This window comes from Sneathiella chungangensis (assembly GCF_009882935.1).
Classification (GTDB): Bacteria; Pseudomonadota; Alphaproteobacteria; order Sneathiellales; family Sneathiellaceae; genus Sneathiella; species Sneathiella chungangensis.
Map to the genome: position 1 here is coordinate 881,051 of NZ_WTVA01000015.1, position 15,748 is coordinate 896,798.

Annotated in this window: 16 protein-coding genes; 7 read left to right on the forward strand and 9 right to left on the reverse strand. The window is 59.1% G+C overall.

The features are described 5' to 3' along the window. Positions 1–21: 21 nt before the first annotated feature. A complete protein-coding gene (locus GQF03_RS17245; RefSeq protein WP_161340542.1) occupies positions 22–546 on the forward strand; it encodes a hypothetical protein in 525 nt (174 codons plus the stop codon). On the opposite strand, the gene GQF03_RS17250 is transcribed toward GQF03_RS17245, so the two are convergent. The 5 genes from GQF03_RS17250 to GQF03_RS17270 all read right to left on the reverse strand — a co-directional run bounded on the left by GQF03_RS17250 (position 543) and on the right by GQF03_RS17270 (position 5,918). After that, entirely contained in the window at positions 543–1,190 is a 648-nt protein-coding gene (locus tag GQF03_RS17250; protein WP_161340543.1) for an HAD family hydrolase, read from the reverse strand. The two genes, GQF03_RS17245 and GQF03_RS17250, sit on opposite strands and share 4 nt — an antisense overlap. 4 nt (positions 1,191–1,194) lie before the next feature. Beyond that, entirely contained in the window at positions 1,195–2,214 is a 1,020-nt protein-coding gene (gene holA / locus GQF03_RS17255) for a DNA polymerase III subunit delta (RefSeq protein WP_161340544.1), read from the reverse strand. A 3-nt stretch (positions 2,215–2,217) separates the two neighbouring features. Then, positions 2,218–2,718 (reverse strand): LPS assembly lipoprotein LptE, encoded by a 501-nt coding sequence (gene lptE / locus GQF03_RS17260; protein ID WP_161340545.1) that lies wholly within the window; start codon positions 2,716–2,718, stop codon positions 2,218–2,220. Beyond that, positions 2,705–5,263: a leucine--tRNA ligase gene (gene leuS, locus GQF03_RS17265; RefSeq protein ID WP_161340546.1), complete on the reverse strand. Its 2,559-nt coding sequence runs from the start codon at positions 5,261–5,263 to the stop codon at positions 2,705–2,707. The genes lptE and leuS overlap by 14 nt, the downstream gene beginning before the upstream one ends. 109 nt (positions 5,264–5,372) lie before the next feature. Next, the gene (locus GQF03_RS17270) at positions 5,373–5,918 is read right to left on the reverse strand and encodes a DUF3576 domain-containing protein (protein ID WP_161340547.1); all 546 of its coding nucleotides are present in this window, start codon (positions 5,916–5,918) and stop codon (positions 5,373–5,375) included. 335 nt (positions 5,919–6,253) lie between these two features. Here GQF03_RS17270 and GQF03_RS17275 point away from each other — a divergent pair, with 335 nt between their 5' ends. The 5 genes from GQF03_RS17275 (at position 6,254) to GQF03_RS17295 (ending at position 10,848) form a co-directional block, all read left to right on the forward strand. Further along, positions 6,254–7,357 carry a porin gene (locus GQF03_RS17275; protein ID WP_161340548.1) on the forward strand — a complete coding sequence of 368 codons (1,104 nt, stop codon included), beginning with the start codon at positions 6,254–6,256 and terminating at the stop codon, positions 7,355–7,357. Between the two features lie 106 nt (positions 7,358–7,463). Beyond that, positions 7,464–8,315 carry a sulfotransferase domain-containing protein gene (locus GQF03_RS17280; protein WP_161340549.1) on the forward strand — a complete coding sequence of 284 codons (852 nt, stop codon included), beginning with the start codon at positions 7,464–7,466 and terminating at the stop codon, positions 8,313–8,315. A gap of 28 nt (positions 8,316–8,343) precedes the next feature. Then, positions 8,344–9,174: a sulfotransferase domain-containing protein gene (locus GQF03_RS17285; RefSeq protein WP_161340550.1), complete on the forward strand. Its 831-nt coding sequence runs from the start codon at positions 8,344–8,346 to the stop codon at positions 9,172–9,174. A 32-nt stretch (positions 9,175–9,206) separates the two neighbouring features. Continuing rightward, positions 9,207–10,049, forward strand: coding sequence for a sulfotransferase domain-containing protein (locus GQF03_RS17290; protein WP_161340551.1), 843 nt, complete (start codon positions 9,207–9,209; stop codon positions 10,047–10,049). A 103-nt stretch (positions 10,050–10,152) separates the two neighbouring features. After that, the gene (locus GQF03_RS17295) at positions 10,153–10,848 is read left to right on the forward strand and encodes a YggS family pyridoxal phosphate-dependent enzyme (protein WP_161340552.1); all 696 of its coding nucleotides are present in this window, start codon (positions 10,153–10,155) and stop codon (positions 10,846–10,848) included. Here the strand turns inward: GQF03_RS17295 and GQF03_RS17300 are convergent, their stop codons facing one another. The 3 genes from GQF03_RS17300 to ribA all read right to left on the reverse strand — a co-directional run bounded on the left by GQF03_RS17300 (position 10,849) and on the right by ribA (position 13,489). Continuing rightward, positions 10,849–11,397, reverse strand: a complete 549-nt coding sequence (locus GQF03_RS17300; RefSeq protein WP_206375890.1) for a L,D-transpeptidase family protein — start codon at positions 11,395–11,397, stop codon at positions 10,849–10,851. It abuts the gene before it with no gap. 12 nt (positions 11,398–11,409) lie between these two features. After that, positions 11,410–12,246, reverse strand: a complete 837-nt coding sequence (locus tag GQF03_RS17305) for a hypothetical protein (RefSeq protein WP_161340553.1) — start codon at positions 12,244–12,246, stop codon at positions 11,410–11,412. Between the two features lie 121 nt (positions 12,247–12,367). Further along, complete coding sequence (ribA, locus tag GQF03_RS17310) at positions 12,368–13,489, reverse strand: GTP cyclohydrolase II (protein ID WP_161340554.1); 1,122 nt, start codon at positions 13,487–13,489, stop codon at positions 12,368–12,370. A 260-nt stretch (positions 13,490–13,749) separates the two neighbouring features. Between ribA and GQF03_RS17315 the strand changes: the two genes are divergently transcribed. Continuing rightward, positions 13,750–14,439 carry a response regulator transcription factor gene (locus GQF03_RS17315; protein WP_161340555.1) on the forward strand — a complete coding sequence of 230 codons (690 nt, stop codon included), beginning with the start codon at positions 13,750–13,752 and terminating at the stop codon, positions 14,437–14,439. 6 nt (positions 14,440–14,445) lie between these two features. On the opposite strand, the gene GQF03_RS17320 is transcribed toward GQF03_RS17315, so the two are convergent. Then, complete coding sequence (locus GQF03_RS17320; RefSeq protein WP_161340556.1) at positions 14,446–15,747, reverse strand: bifunctional folylpolyglutamate synthase/dihydrofolate synthase; 1,302 nt, start codon at positions 15,745–15,747, stop codon at positions 14,446–14,448. Position 15,748 lies beyond the last annotated feature (1 nt).

The window sequence follows — 15,748 nt, forward strand, 5'->3', positions numbered from 1 at the left end:
ATTAATCGGTGGCGAGGACGGATGGGTATTTTAGATAGCTATGTTGACCCGTTTTTTAAGAAAGATGGCGATGGACGAACATTATATTTTCCGTGGGGGAATAGCGGATCGGCATATGTTATCGATTCCGATGAAACAGAACGGAAAATTCGAAACTTCGTCAAGCTGACCTATTTGGCGCTTTTCTTGGCGGCGATGGCCTGCATGATTTTATTCGGCGGCTGGTGGGGGCTTGCGATTGGCCCCATTTACGTGATCTGGTTCATTCTTGGAATTCGCAAACTGACGAAGGGCCTCCCAAGATCTTCTGAAAAGCTCAATGTATCAGATATGAGGATCAAGCAAGCGCAATCCATAGGCTGGTTCTGGATCAGTTTGGCGGCGCTAAACACGATCTTTGTTTTGTGGGCCATCATTTGGTATTTTGCTGAAAGCTCTCAACCTTTCATGGGCATTATACTTATAGCGGCTTCAATTTATCTCGCTGTGTTTTTATTCCGACTGGCGATGTTGAAAATAAGCCTCTCTAGAAACGCGAAGGACTAAACCCCCAGCAAATCCGGTAACTCCCTCATATCCTTAAAAATTCTGGCCCCCACGGCGGCGAGGTCGGTGCCGCCCTCGTGCGGGGCGAAGCCGTAGCAGGGGATGCCGGCGCGCGCGGCGCCGGTTGCTCCAAGGGTGCTGTCCTCGATCACCACGGCGCGGGCAGGCGCCATCTTGAAGGCGGCAAGCGCGGCCTGAAACAGCGCCGGGTCGGGTTTTGAGGTGTTGAGGCTGTGGGCGGAGAACATCGCGCCTTGAAAGCGCGGGAGAAGGCCGGTCTGGCCCAAGGGGATCGCCATTTTCTCCTCGCTCCCGTTGGAGGCAACGCAGTAGGGAATGGCGGCCGCGTCCAGCCGGTCGAGGATCTCGGGAATGCCCGCCACCGGCGGAACGCCCTGCCGCAGGGCCTCGAACTCCTCCGCATAGACCGCGTCGATCCAGTTTTCGGGAAGCGTCGCGCCCAGGCAGATCGCCTCCGTCCTGACATTCGCCATGCTCCAGCCGGTGAACATCGCCGTGCATTCCGCCGTCGAAAGGGCAAGCCCGTGACGGGTGAGATTGGCAGCAAGCACGGCGTTGGAGACCGGTTCCGTATCGACAAGCACGCCGTCGCAATCGAAAATGACGAGATCGGGCCGGGCCATGGTGCTAGCGCCGCCGGTTGGCCATGGCGAGGCGCATCAACGCCCGGCGGCAGATGGCTTCGTCGGGATAGCCGGTCGACTTGCACTTGATTTCCGCTTCCAATGTGATCTCGAGGCTCGTCGCCATATGGGCGCTTGATTTTCCGCCGATCTGCGCCGCCGCTTTCTTCTGGTTGAAGTAGGGAATGCCGGCCTTGCGGATGGCATCTTCAGGCCGCGCGCCGGCATCGCGGAGCGCCGCCGCCTTATGCAGCTGCTTGAGCTGGTTCTGGATCATGCGCAGGAAGCCGATCGGGCTCTCGCCCGCCGAAAAGGCGCGGGTGAGGCGCCGTTCCAGCCCGTCCAGATCGCCAAGCAGCGTTGCATCGACCACGTCGAAGATGGTCTGGGCGCTGGAATCCCCGATATTCGCGCGCACATCCGCAAGCGTCATCGGCTCGGTCCGTCCGGCCATGTAGAGAACCAGCTTGTCGAGTTCCTGGCGCGATATGGCGCGGTCGCTGCCGAGATTTTCGCGCAAATAGTCGATGATTTCCCGGGACGGCGCGAGATTTGCCGCGCCCAGCACCTCGTTGATCAGGCTGAGAATATCCTGCGCCTTGTCATGGGCGCAATGGGTCACGACGCCCTGGGGCGCCTTGCCGATCATCTTGACGAGCGCGCTGTCTTTACGGATATCGCCCGCCTCGATCACCAGGACGCAATCGGCAAGATCCATCTCGAGGAGCGGTTCAAGATAGCCCTTGGAATTGTTGCTCGCCCCGCGCAGGCGCACCGCCCGTTCCCCGCCCATCATGGAAATCGCCGTCACCTCATCCATCAGGCGGGCGGGATCGGCGGACAGGGCCCCGGCGTCGAGCTCGGCAAAGCGGAAGGGATCGTCCAGACTCCCCGCGACGGCAACGCAAAGGGCGCGGGACAGTTCCCGCACGAGCCCCTCATCGGGCCCGAAAACAAGAAAGATGCGGTGTTTCGGGTCGCGGGATTTGAGATAGGCCGGGAGTTTGCCGCTTGCGAGCTCCACCGCTCAGCGTCCCGAGAAGAAAACGGCCAGCTGCTGGTTGATCTGCTGCGCCGCCACCAGGGCCGCCCGCTTCTCCGCATTGTTCGAGGCCGACAGGTTGGCGAATTCCGACTCGACCACGTTGTAGGAGGCGATATTCTGCGTCGAGCCATTATAGATCACCTGCCGGCTGGCGACGTCGGTCAGGCTGAACTTGCTGTTGAGCGTCAGGTTAAAGCGGGTTTTCGTATCGTCGTTCTGGATGGCGAGGCCTTCGGACAGCACCTCGATCTGGATTTTCAGCCGGTAGGCGGGCGTTGCCGGAATCCCGCGCGGATTGGCGCGGTCGAGAAGCTCGTTGCGCAGGATCTGCCCGGTCCGCCCGCGGATCGGTTCAACATAGACCTGCGCCAGCTTTTCCTGGACATCGGCGCTGCGGGTCTGGCTGCCGTAGAGCGGCTGAAACCCGCAGGCCGTCAGCAGGCTGAGGATCAGGAGAACAAGGCTGGTCCTAAATAACGACATTGACGATCCGGTTCGGTACGACGATCACTTTTCGGATAGGGGCATCCCCAATCGCATTCTGGACTTTTTTCTCGGCCAGTGCAATTTCTTCAACGCGTTTGCTTTCCTCGTTGAGTGCAACCTCTATGGTGGCGCGCAGCTTGCCTTTGACCTGCACCGCCATGGTAATCCGGTCTTCCACGATCAGCACAGGGTCTGCCTTTGGCCAGGCCGTCTCCACCAGCATGGTGTCATGACCCAATGCCTGCCAGAGTTCCTCGGCGAGATGGGGCATCATCGGCGCGATGAGCTGGACGATAACCTCCATGCTTTCGCGCAGCGCCCATTTCCCATCCTCGCCCGCTTCGAATTTATACTCGCTGAGCGCCTTCATAAATTCATAGATGCGGGCGATGGCATTGTTGAAATGCAACTCCTCGATATTCTCGGTGACCTGGGTGATCGTTTTATGCGCCGCCTTGCGCAGTTTCATCGCCGCGTCGGAAAATTCACCGGGCATGGCCGTGCCGGGGGCGGCGGCCATGTCGCGATTTTCAAGGATGTAGCGATGCAGCCGCTGCACGAAGCGCCAGGCGCCGGTCGCGCCGGCGTCGGTCCATTCCATGTCGCGATCGGGCGGGCTGTCGGACAGGACATACCAGCGCGCGGCATCGGCGCCGAATTTTTCGATAATCGCGCCGGGATCGACAACGTTTTTCTTCGATTTCGACATCTTCTCGACGCCGCCGACGGTGACCGGCTTGCCGGTCGCGATCTCGATCAGGTTCCCGGCGTCATTCTGGTCGACTTCGTCGGGGAGCAGCCATTCACCGGAGGCGGATTTATAGGTTTCATGGGTGACCATGCCCTGCGTGAACAGCCCGGCGAAGGGTTCCTCCACATGGGACCAGCCGGTCTGCATCATCGCGCGGGAATAGAAGCGCGAATAGAGCAGATGCAGGATCGCATGCTCGATCCCGCCGATATACTGATCGACGGGCAGCCAGTAATCGACCTTGTCGCGCTCCACCGGCTTGTCGGCGCGGGGGGAACAGAAGCGCGCGAAATACCAGGAACTATCCACGAAGGTATCCATGGTATCGGTCTCGCGCGTCGCCTCGCCGCCGCATTCCGGGCAGTTGACATGCTTCCATGTCGGGTGATGGTCGAGCGGGTTGCCCGGCTTGTCAAACGTGACATCGTCGGGGAGCTTGACGGGCAGGTTTTCTTCGCGTTCCGCAACCGTGCCGCATTTTGCGCAATGGATCATCGGGATCGGGCAGCCCCAATAGCGCTGACGCGAGAGGCCCCAGTCGCGCAGGCGGTAATTGACCTTTTCCGCGCCCTTGCCCAATTCCTCCAGCCGGCGGATGACCTCGGCCTTCGCGGCCTCAACCTCCAGGCCGTTCAGGAAGTCCGAATTGATGATCCTGCCGGGGCCGACATATGCGGTATCCCCGATTTCCGGGGTTTGATCATCCGGGGAGACAACGGGCGTGACGTCCAGGCCGTATTTCCGTGCAAAATCCAGATCGCGCTGGTCATGGGCCGGGCAGCCGAAGATCGCGCCGGTGCCATAGTCCATCAGCACGAAGTTGGCGACATAGACCGGCAGGGTCTTGCCCTTTATAAAGGGGTGGGCGACTTTCAGGCCCATATCGACGCCCTTTTTCTCCGCCTTTTCAATGGCTTCCTCGCTGGTACCCATGCGATGGCATTCGGCGACGAAGTCGCGGACGGCAGGGTTGTCTTTGGCCAGGCGCTGGGTCAGCGGGTGATCAGCCGATACCGCCATGAAGCTCGCCCCGAACAGGGTGTCCGGGCGCGTCGTATAGATATTGAGCGGGTCGTCCTCGCCGATAATATCGAAGGCGATATGGGCGCCGGTCGAGCGGCCGATCCAGTTCTGCTGCATCAGGCGGACGCGGTCCGGCCAGCGGTCGAGCTTTTCAAGGGCGTTCAGCAGTTCCTCGCTGTAATCGGAAATGCGGAACATCCATTGATCCAGTTTCCGTTTCTCGACCACGGCGCCGGAGCGCCAGCCCTTGCCGTCAATCACCTGCTCGTTGGCGAGCACGGTCATGTCGATGGGATCCCAGTTGACCCAGCTTTCCTTGCGGTAGACGAGGCCCTTCTTGAAGAAATCCAGGAACAGCTTCTGCTGATGCCCGTAATAACCGGGGTGGCAGGTGGCGATTTCCTTGCTCCAGTCGAGGGAGAGGCCCATGCCCTTCAGCTCATCGCGCATATGGGCGATATTGGCATAGGTCCAGTCGGCGGGATGTACGCCCTTGTCGCGGGCGGCGTTCTCTGCCGGCAGGCCGAAGGCGTCCCAGCCCATGGGATGGAGGACATTAAAGCCCTGCGCCTTCTTATAGCGCGCGACGACATCGCCCATGGTGTAATTGCGGACATGGCCGATATGAATGCGTCCCGACGGATAGGGGAACATCTCCAGCACATAGTATTTCGGGCGCGCCGGATCGGCCTCTACCTCGAAACTTTTATGCTCGGCCCAGCTGGCCTGCCATTTGGCTTCAACTTCTTTTGCATTATAGCGGGACATCGCTTTTTCCCGTTTCATCTGGTCAATATTTACAAGGGTGGGCGGGGCCGGTCCTCTTTTCCGCTATGAGATGAGGGCCCGACGGCGCTCCGGCCCGGCTGTTATAGGGTTATTCGCCTTCGCGCGCCACCCGGAGTTCACGGGCCTTGGCAAGAATCGCGTTTTCCAGGTCGGTGGTGACTTTCGGCGCGAGCGGGACGGCGATCCACTGGTTCGCGGTATCGAGATTCTGCTTGAAGGCGGTGACGCGGACGCCATCGGCCCGCAGGCGCCGGTCGAGGATATAGACGGTCACCTTGAACCGCTCGTTCGGCGAATCAGGGGAGGAATACCAGTCCGTGATGATCACCCCGCCGAAGGGGTCCGCCGAGGAGAGGGGCATGAAGGAGAGCGTATCGAGCGAGGCGCGCCACAGATAGGCATTGACGCCAAGGCCGCCGCCCGAGCCGACGCCACTCTCCAGATCCTTGTCATCGCCGCCGAAAATGCCGCCCTTGCCGAAGATCGTATCGTTCGGGGCGTTCCCCGTCTGGTACACCTGTCCGCGGCTCGATGTCGGAAATGTGGAGTCCGTGCCAAGATCAGATTCACAACCGGCCAGCAAAAGCGCCAGGCAGACCCCTCCCGCCAGGGCGTATATTTGTCTTCGCGTCATATCCGTCAAAATCCTCATGTTTCTCGCCACTAGACCCGCCAAATCGGGCGAAATCAAGATCGGTGAGTTTATGCCAGCTTTCTTGTCCCGACAACAGCAGAAAATTGCGGTATTGCCGTCTTTTCCGTCGGCGCGGCGATTGGCCGCAAATCAAAACTGTGACCGGAATGTGACTTTTTCGGCACAGTCGGCTGATTTTGGTAAAAAGCCCATCGTCTTGCGCTTGACGGTGAGGCCATTAACCTTCTTTACTCCGTCTTGACTAACAGGGCTCTTTGGCCTTGCGTCTGTATTTTAATCTAGTTCTCTGGCTTTCTGAGCAGAGGGGAGACAAAATGAAAAAAGCAATCTTGGGTACGACAGCGCTCGTTGCCGTTGGTGCACTGGCTGCAGCACCGGCTTCTGCCGCTGAAAAAATCAAGTTGGGTCTCGGCGGCTACATGCAGTCGACCTATTACTTCGCTGACTACGACAATGATGGTGTGAACCCGACCGGTTCTTCCAACCACCTGAGCCGCATTGACGATCGTGTAACGCAGGAAGGTGAAATCTTCTTCACCGGCGAAACCACTCTCGACAACGGCCTGAAATTCGGTGTCAACGTTCAGCTTGAATCCTATGCAACGGCTGACCAGATCGACGAAACCTACATCTATGTTGACGGTTCCTTCGGTCGTATCCTGTTCGGTTCAGAGGACTCCGCCGGTTACCTGATGCATTATGATGCACCGTCACCGGTTCCGATGTACTCCGCTGACTCACCGAACATCTATCCGATCGGCACGACGAACTCCACGCGTCCGACGATGTTCTCCGACACCGACAAGATCACCTACTTCACGCCGCGTTTCGCTGGCTTCCAGTTGGGTGTTTCTTATGTTCCGGACGGATCTTCTGAAACCGGTCAGCATTCTGCATATGCTCCGACCCTGATCGAAGGTGGTCTGGATCGCGGTTACTCAGCAGCTGTCAACTATGTGAACAAGTTCGGTGGCGTTGACGTAGCGATTTCCGCTGGTTACCAGAGTGCAAACGTTGGTAGCACGCAGACAGCTCCGTCTGGTCCGGTTACGACCTTTGAAGATCAGTCCGAATACTCCTTCGGTACGCAGATCGGCTTCGCTGGCTTCACCATCGGTGGTGGCTATCGCAAGCAGAGCGATATCGGCGGCACGGCTGATAACGATGCGAAGACCTGGTCCGCTGGTCTTAAATACGGCATGGGTCCGTGGGCAGTTGGTGTTCAGTACTCCAAGCGCACGAACGAGCCGCCGGCCGGTGCTGAAACCGAACTCGAAAACTGGGTTATCGGTGGTCAGTACGCACTTGGCCCGGGTATCACCGCATTCGGTGGTGTTGAACTTTATGACAACACGACGGGCGCTGGTATTGCTGGTGACTCCAACATCTACTTCATCGGTACGTCTCTCTCCTTCTAATTTGAGAGAATTGCTAAACGGAAAAGGGCGGGATTTCCCGCCCTTTTTTGTTGTCCGTCGGGGAGGCATCCGCTAGGTTGGCAAAAAATTTTGACGGAAAGTAATCATGGGCGGCATCATCTGGTTGGCATCCTATCCCAAATCGGGGAATACCTGGACGCGGACTTTCATCCATAATCTGTTCCTCAACCCGGAAAAGCCTGTCGATATCAATAGTATAGCGACATTCACCTTGGGCGATGGGGACAAGGCCTGGTACACGAAAGTCGCGGGTAAGCCCGTTGACCAGCTTTCCGCGCGGGAGATTGCCTGGCTGACGCCCAAGGTTCACAAGGCATTTACCGAGGCGCATCCGGACTCGGTATTCGTCAAGACCCATAGCGGCCTCGGAACCGCCTTCGGCATTCCGCTGATCACCATGGAATGCACCGCCGGCGCCATCTATATCGTCCGGAATCCGCTCGACGTGGTCATATCCCTTGCCGACCATTACGGTCTTAGCCTCGATGACGGCATAAGAATGCTGAATAACCCGAAAGGGTCGGCAAAAGGCGCGGAGAAAGGAGTTGAACATGGTACGATAGAGCAGGTCTTCGGCTCCTGGTCCGATCATGTCAGTTCCTGGCTGCTGTTTAACCGGCAGTATCTCTATCTGATGCGCTACGAGGATATGCTCGACAAGCCAGAACAAACTTTCGGTGGCCTGACACGGTTTCTCGGGCTTAATCCGCCGAAGGAACGTTTGGAAAAAGCAATCGAGTTTTCTTCCTTTGAAACTGTTCGCAAGCTGGAAGATGAACAAGGATTTAGCGAGCGATCGCATAAAGCCAAAACCGGCCGTTTCTTCCGCGTTGGCAAGGCAGATCAATGGAAGGATGTCCTCAGCGACAAGCAGGTCGATAAAATCGTTAAATGTCACCATGACATGATGAAACACTTCGACTACCTTCCGAAATAAGATCCAGGATGAGGTTGGGACGACATTCATGGGCGGAATAATCTGGCTGGCTTCCTATCCGAAATCCGGCAATACCTGGGTACGCACCTTCCTGCATAATCTGTTGCTGAACGCGACGCGCCCTGCCGATCTCAACGAGCTCACGAAATTCACCATTGGCGATGGCAACAAGTCCTGGTACGAGCATGTCACCGGAAAACCATTCGACAGCTTTAGCGCCGAGGAAATTGCGGCCCTGATCCCGAAGGTGCACCGGGCCTATGCGCAATCGCGGCCGGACTCGGTTTTCGTCAAGACGCATAACATGCTGGGCAAGGTCCACGGGGTTCCCCTGATCACGCCGGAATTTACGGCCGGCGCCATCTATATTGTCCGCAATCCCCTCGATGTGGTGATTTCACTGTCCGATCACTATGGCATGTCGATCGACGGCGGGGTTGTCATGATGAATGACAAGGAAGCCTATAGCGCGGAGACGGACCGTAAGCTCCCCGATTACCTGAGCGACTGGTCCAGTCATATCACTTCCTGGCAGGCGATGGAAAAATCCCGGCTGCATCTCATGCGCTACGAGGATATGCTCTACAAGCCGGAGAAAACCTTCGGCGATCTCGCGAAATTTCTCGGGCTCAAGCCGCCAAAGGAACGGCTTAGACGGGCGATCAAATTTTCATCCTTTGATGAATCGCGCAAGCAGGAAGCCCAAAAGGGCTTCAGCGAACGCTCCGACAAGGCCGAAAAGTTCTTCCGCGTCGGCAAGGCCGGTCAGTGGAAAACCACACTGACGCCTGGCCAGGTCGAGGCAATTGTCGACGTGCATCATGACGTGATGAAAACTTTCGGGTATCTTCCAAAGTAACCTTTTGCAGGACCTGTTCGGAAAGTAGAAATATGGGTGATATTGTCTGGCTCGCCTCCTACCCCAAGTCAGGGAATACCTGGGCGCGCATCTTTTTGCATAACCTGTTTCTCAATGGCGATGAGCCGGCGGATCTGAATTCGCTGACGAAGTTCACCATGGGGGACGGCAAGAAAAAATGGTTCGAGAGGGCGGCGGGCCGGAGCATCGATAATTTTTCCGAGGCCGAGATCACGGCGCTGATCCCGAAGGTGCATGAACTCTACACGCGGACAAGGTTCGATACGGTTTTCGTCAAAACCCATAATGCGCTCCGGCTGATCAACGGCATCCCGCTGGTCACACCGACATATACGGCGGGCGCGATTTATTTCATCCGCAATCCGCTCGATGTCGTCCTGTCGCTCGCCAATCATTTCGGCCAAAGCGTCGACGAGAGCATCGACATGATGAACAATCATAATGCCTCGACCGAAGGAACGGATAAAAAAATCCCGGAATTTCTCTGCTCCTGGTCCGATCACGTAAATTCCTGGCTGCAGGAAGGGAATAAGTCCCGCGTGCATGTCATGCGCTACGAGGATATGCTCTACAAGCCGGAAAAAACCTTCGGCGGGATGGCGAAATTTCTCGGCGTAAAGCCAAGCCGGGAGCATCTTCGCAAGGCGATCAAGTTTTCGTCCTTTGAAAAACTGAGAAAGCTTGAGGACACGAAAGGGTTCAATGAGCGGTCGGATAAGGCGGAAAGGTTTTTCCGCGTCGGCAAGGCGGGACAGTGGAAAACGGCTCTGACACAGGAGCAGGTCGAGAAGATTGTCGCGGCGCATTACGATGTGATGAAGAAATTCAAGTATCTGCCGCCGGGATATAAATGAGAAATTTACACAAAATTAACCCTATAAATCCGGATTTCGCAGAAAAAAGCCTGTTAATTCGGCAAATTTGCAGATTTTCAATTTCATCGGGAGAATGGGACAGATGACAGGTGACGACACAGGGATCGCCCGTGATATCGCCGCCAATTTTGATGATATCCGGGCCCGCATCCAGAAGGCGGCGGAAAAATGGCAGCGCGATGCCGCGGCGGTCGACCTCATTGCCGTCAGCAAGCGCCAGCCGGTCGAGCTGATCGAGGCGGCGCTTGGCTATGGCCATCGGCATTTCGGCGAGAACCGGGTGCAGGAGGCGGCGGGTAAATGGCCGGCGCTGAAGCAGCAGTTTCCGGATATCGAACTGCATCTCATCGGCCCGCTGCAGACGAACAAGGCGAAGGATGCCGTGGCGCTCTTTGATGTGATCGAGACGGTGGACCGGCCCAAACTCGCCCGCGTTCTCGCCCGGGAAATGGCCGAGGCCGGGCGCGCCCTACCGGTCTATATCCAGGTCAATACGGGCAAGGAACCGCAGAAAGCCGGCGTTTTTCCCGAGGATGCCGATGCCTTCATCACGGAATGCCGCGACAATCTCGGCCTCGATGTTGTCGGGCTTATGTGCATCCCGCCGGTGGAAGAACAGCCCGCGCCGCATTTTGCGCTGCTCGCGAAAATCGCCGCGCGCAACGGCCTTTCCCGTCTCAGCATGGGGATGAGCGCGGATTTCGAGACGGCGGTGCAGTTCGGCGCGACGTCCGTGCGGGTCGGGACGGCGCTTTTCGGCGCGCGCGACGAGCTGTAACTAGGGCGCCCGCACCTCCATCCGGGTGTCTTCCCCGATCGCCGCGAGAAGTGTCAGCAAATCCTCCTTTTTTAGGGCGACGCAGCCCTCCGTTCCCCGGTAGTCGCCATGGGCGACATGCAGGAAAATGCAGCTTCCCGCGCCGGCAACGGGCGGATCGTCATTATGGCCAAGAACGACCACCAGATCATAGAGGGGGTCCTCGCGCCACAGCCGCTCATGACGCGCGCCGAAGGGCAGGCGGACATATTTGTTATAGAGTTCATGGTCCGGATCGTCGCACCAGCCATCCAGAATGTCGATCTCGGCCGTCGGCAGGGCGCAGCGCGGGGCCGCCATCCGGTCGGCGCGGTAGAAAAGTTTGCGCAAGGGAAAGCGGCCGGCCGGCGTCGCATGATCGCCTTCGCGTTTTTCCGTGGTAATGCCCGATTTTCCAAGCGCGCAATCGACGTCAAGCGATCCGAACCGTAACCGGCCACGCGCCCCGTCGATGAGAGTTACAATGATGTCCATGAGGCGGAGTTTAAGCGAGCCTTCCCGCCAAGTCACCTGTCCGATGGATCAGGGTGCGGGTTTATCGAACAGATCGATACGCGAAGGGGCCGCCGGTCGCGCCTGTTCCATGGCGGTGGCGGTTTTCTGATAGGCGGCGCTGGCGGTTCCGGCGTTCACTGCGGGTTCGCTGGCGGCGGGGGGGTCGGCGCGGAAGCTCCGGAAGATGGCATGCAGCTGTTCTTCGCTGAGGTCCTGCGTCTTCGCCTGTTGCAGCTGCTGCAGTATGGCCGGCTTGTCCCCCTTCCATTCAAGGCCGATCGGCGTCGCCGCAAGTTCATCGTCAATGGTGGTCGTGCGCGGTTCGGCGCGCGGAACGGGGGCCGCCAGCGGTGCGGTGACAACGGGCGCCACGGCGCCAGGCGCCGCGGTTCCGGTCGCCAGCGGTGTTGTGGCGGCGGTTGCGTCCTCCGGTTTTGCGTCCGCCGGGGTGGCGGCGATCATTGCGCCTTCGGTGGTGTCGCCTTCGCCGCCGGAGAACAGCGCGATGACATTGCCGCCGATATCGAGGCCGGTCGCCTGTTCCACCGCGGAATTGAGAAGCGAGGCAACAAAGCCGATGCCGCCGCCATAGATGGTGCCGCCGATCATGCGGGCGCCGGGGCTCAGCTCGTCGCCGGTGATTTCGCGGTAAATTGAGGAAACGCCGGGAATATGCTGCAGGGGGTTGATGATATCGAGAAAATCGTCGAAGCCGAAGCCGTCCTCGCCGAAACCGTCTTCGCTGGCGATCATTTCGCCGTCCGCATTCACGCGTTCCTTGGGCACATACATCGCCACCGGGTCGTTCGGCAGGGCCCGGTTCAGATAGGCGTAAGGGTCATGTGTGACGGTATTGCTCAACATATTCATCTCCTTGCCTGAGTAAAAAGCAAGGAGCGTGCCAAAAGCAACCGCAGATTTACGGGGATTTCTGGGCGCCGGATCGGACAAGGAGGCAAAATCTGCCGGGCGCGGCCGGTTTTACCTAAAGATAATGCCCACTCCGCTTTTTCTTCGTCGCCAGATAAAGCTCGTTATGGGTATTGGAGGGAAATGTATGCGACACCCGCTCGGCGATCTCGATCCCGTGCCGCTCCAGCCCCTCGACCTTCTCCGGATTGTTGGTCATCAGCCGGATTTTCCGGAACCCGAGCTGTTTCAGCATCTCGGCGGCGGGCTGGAACACGCGCTCATCCGCATCGAAACCGAGGCGTTCGTTGGCATCGATGGTATCGAAGCCCTGTTCCTGCAGCTTATAGGCCCGCAGCTTGTTGATCAGCCCGATGCCGCGCCCTTCCTGGGCGAGATAGAGGAGAACGCCGCCGCCCTCCTCGGCGAGGGCCTTGAGCGCCCCGCGCAGTTGCTCGCCGCAATCGCATTTGAGCGAGCCGAGGAGATCGCCGGTGAAGCATTCCGAATGCAGCCGCGCCAGCACCGCCGCGCGCCGGTTCGGCTCGCCGACGACAATCGCCAGATGCTCGATCCCGCCATCCTTGGGGCGAAAGGCGTAAAAGGTGGTGTTTTCCGCCGCCTGCAGCGGCACCCTGGCGGCCGCGACCTTGCGAAGCTGAAGCGCCGCCGTTTCCTCGAACGCCAGGATATCCGCGATATCGACGGCGGAAAGGTCGGCGCTTTCGGCAAGGCTGCCGGCTTTCTCAATCGGGATTGCCGAAGCCAGGACGGAGGGAAGGAGCCGCCCGAGCTTGACCAGCTTGATGGCCGCGGAAATACTGGGGGGCAAGCCTTCCTTCAGGCGGGTGAAGGGGCCGCGGAACGGCTGATCGAGGTCATGCACCGCATCGGCGAGGGCGCGCATCAGCGGCGCATCCATCCAGTCCTCGATCACCAGGCGGACGACGTCATCGCCCGTCGGCGGGATATGCAGGACATTGGCGCGATGGGCGGTGAGCGCGAGGACCGGTGTCTCGCCGCTTTTTGCCGCCAGATCCTCCAGCTCCACGTCGAACGCCATTTCGGTGGCGAGAACGAGGGAGGCTTCCCCCTCTCCCCTGACGATGACACTCAGGCCCCGGCGCAAATCCGCAATGGCGCGGTCGACGGCGCGCAGCCGCTTGAGCTCGGTGTCTTTCTTGTTGCTTTTGCTCATGTTGCCTTGAATTCCGGTCGGCGATAATTGGTGATACAGCAAGACTATTAGCAGGCCCGGGCGCACCGCCGCAAATACTAAGTTGCCGCAGGCGCGCCGAAGCGGCCGAAAGACCGGATTTTCCTCAAGGAGCTTCACATTCGCGTGAAGGCAGGGCCCTTCGCGACCGGCTTGCCCTTGAATACCCCCATGTGCTACCAATTTTTAAGTCAGCGGGGCCGCCGGTCGGCGCGCGCGGACAATTATCGGGAAGGAAACAGATGACGAGCGGGAAAAAGATTCTACTGGTCGATGACGATAACAGCCTTCGGGAAACACTGGCGGAACAGCTTGATCTGCATGAGGAATTTTTGACGCAGCAGGCGGAAACGGCGTGCGAGGCCCTGGACAAGATCAAGAAAAGTCATTTCGATCTGATCCTGCTGGATGTCGGGCTGCCGGATATGGACGGGCGCGAGGCCTGCAAGCTGATCCGCAAATCCGGCAACAAGGCGCCGATCATCATGCTGACCGCGCAGGACAGCGACAGCGACCAGATTCTGGGCCTTGAATCCGGCGCCAACGATTATGTGGCGAAGCCGTTTCGCATCGGCGTGCTGCTCGCGCGGATTCGCGCCCAGTTGCGCCAGCATGAACAGAGCGAGGATGCGGTCTTCACCATCGGTCCCTACAGTTTCCGCCCGGCGGCCAAGCTGATGCTGCATAAGGAAACCGCACAGAAGGTGCGCCTGACGGAGAAGGAAACGGCGATTTTGAAATATCTCTACCGGGCCGGTAACAAGGTGGTGACCCGCGATATCCTGCTCAACGAGGTCTGGGGATATAACGCCGGGGTGACGACCCATACGCTGGAGACACATATCTACCGGCTGCGCCAGAAAATCGAGACCGAACCGTCGGACGCCAAAATCCTGATCACCGAGCCGGGCGGTTATCGCCTCGTTCCGTAACCTCGCTCATCCATTATCGCGGAGAATTTGCCCGGCAAGATAGAGACTGCCGGAGATCAGCAGGCGGCAGGGCTTTTCGCTGAGCGCAGGTTCCAACGCCGCCACCGCCGCCATCAGGGACGGCATTTCCGTCGCATCGAGGCCGCCGGCGCGGGCGAGATCGGTCAGCTCCGCCGCCGGTGTTGCCGCCGCTTCGCCCGGGATGGGGATGCAATGGCCCTTTTCGATCACCGGGGCAAGCTGCCGGAAAAATGACGTCCGGTCCTTGGTGTTCAGCATTCCGGCGATCAGGAAGGCGGGTTTCGCATCCTCTTGGTGCCAGCGGCGGAAGCTTTCCGCGATCTGCGCCGCCGCCGCCGGATTATGCCCGCCATCGAGCCAGATTTCGACATGACCGGGAAGCGCCTCGACAATCGGCCCTCTCGTCAGCCGCTGCATGCGGGCGGGCCATTCGACGGTGCGAAGCCCCTCGGCGATTGCCGTGTCGGGGACGCTAAAGTCCGACAGCCGGTCGAGACAGGCGATGGCCGTCGCGGCATTGGCGATCTGGTGAACCCCGTGGAGCGCAGGCTCAGGAAAGGCGCGGATGCCCCCACGCCCCCGATAATGCCAGCCGCCGGCCTCCTCGGTGCAGGACCAGTCGTCGGCATATATATAAGCCGGAGAGCCCAGCTTTTCCGCCGTTTTCCGGAGGACATCGAGCACCACCCCCTCCTGCGGGCCGATAACGATCGGGGCGCCGGGTTTCATGATTCCGGCCTTTTCCCGCGCGATCCCGGCAAGATCCGTCCCGAGAAATTCCGCGTGATCCTGGGAGATCGGCGTAATCGCGGTGAGTGCCGGATGTGCCACCACGTTGGTGGCGTCAAAGCGCCCGCCAAGCCCGGTTTCCAGAAGCAGAATATCGCCATCCGTCTCGGCGAAGGCCTTGAAGGCGGCGATGGTGGTAATCTCGAAATAGGTGATCGGGGTCTGGCCGTTGGCCGTCTCGCAGGCGAGCAAAAGCTCGCTCAACGCTTCCTCGTCGATGATTTTCCCGGCAAGACGGATGCGTTCGGCGAAGCGCACCAGATGCGGCGAGGTATAGACATGCACCCGGTATCCCGCCGCCTCCAGCATCGCCCGGAGATAGGCGAGGAGGGAACCCTTGCCATTGGTGCCCGCGACATGGACGACCGGCGGCAGGCGCCGCTCCGGATGGTTGAGCTTTGCGAGGAGCGGCATCATGCGATCAAGCGTGAGGTCGATGATCTTCGGATGCAGCGTCATCATCCGCGCCAGAATCCGATCGCTGTCCTGTCCGGTCATA

Bases quoted from the DNA above. Each gene is read 5' to 3' on its own strand.
- GQF03_RS17245 (WP_161340542.1), top strand. From the start codon at position 22: ATGGGTATTTTAGATAGCTATGTTGACCCGTTTTTTAAGAAAGATGGC.
- GQF03_RS17250 (WP_161340543.1), bottom strand. From the start codon at position 1,190: ATGGCCCGGCCCGATCTCGTCATTTTCGATTGCGACGGCGTGCTTGTC.
- lptE (WP_161340545.1), bottom strand. From the start codon at position 2,718: ATGTCGTTATTTAGGACCAGCCTTGTTCTCCTGATCCTCAGCCTGCTG.
- leuS (WP_161340546.1), bottom strand. From the start codon at position 5,263: ATGTCCCGCTATAATGCAAAAGAAGTTGAAGCCAAATGGCAGGCCAGC.
- GQF03_RS17270 (WP_161340547.1), bottom strand. From the start codon at position 5,918: ATGACGCGAAGACAAATATACGCCCTGGCGGGAGGGGTCTGCCTGGCG.
- GQF03_RS17275 (WP_161340548.1), top strand. From the start codon at position 6,254: ATGAAAAAAGCAATCTTGGGTACGACAGCGCTCGTTGCCGTTGGTGCA.
- GQF03_RS17280 (WP_161340549.1), top strand. From the start codon at position 7,464: ATGGGCGGCATCATCTGGTTGGCATCCTATCCCAAATCGGGGAATACC.
- GQF03_RS17285 (WP_161340550.1), top strand. From the start codon at position 8,344: ATGGGCGGAATAATCTGGCTGGCTTCCTATCCGAAATCCGGCAATACC.
- GQF03_RS17290 (WP_161340551.1), top strand. From the start codon at position 9,207: ATGGGTGATATTGTCTGGCTCGCCTCCTACCCCAAGTCAGGGAATACC.
- GQF03_RS17295 (WP_161340552.1), top strand. From the start codon at position 10,153: ATGACAGGTGACGACACAGGGATCGCCCGTGATATCGCCGCCAATTTT.
- GQF03_RS17305 (WP_161340553.1), bottom strand. From the start codon at position 12,246: ATGTTGAGCAATACCGTCACACATGACCCTTACGCCTATCTGAACCGG.
- ribA (WP_161340554.1), bottom strand. From the start codon at position 13,489: ATGAGCAAAAGCAACAAGAAAGACACCGAGCTCAAGCGGCTGCGCGCC.
- GQF03_RS17315 (WP_161340555.1), top strand. From the start codon at position 13,750: ATGACGAGCGGGAAAAAGATTCTACTGGTCGATGACGATAACAGCCTT.
- GQF03_RS17320 (WP_161340556.1), bottom strand. From the start codon at position 15,747: ATGACCGGACAGGACAGCGATCGGATTCTGGCGCGGATGATGACGCTG.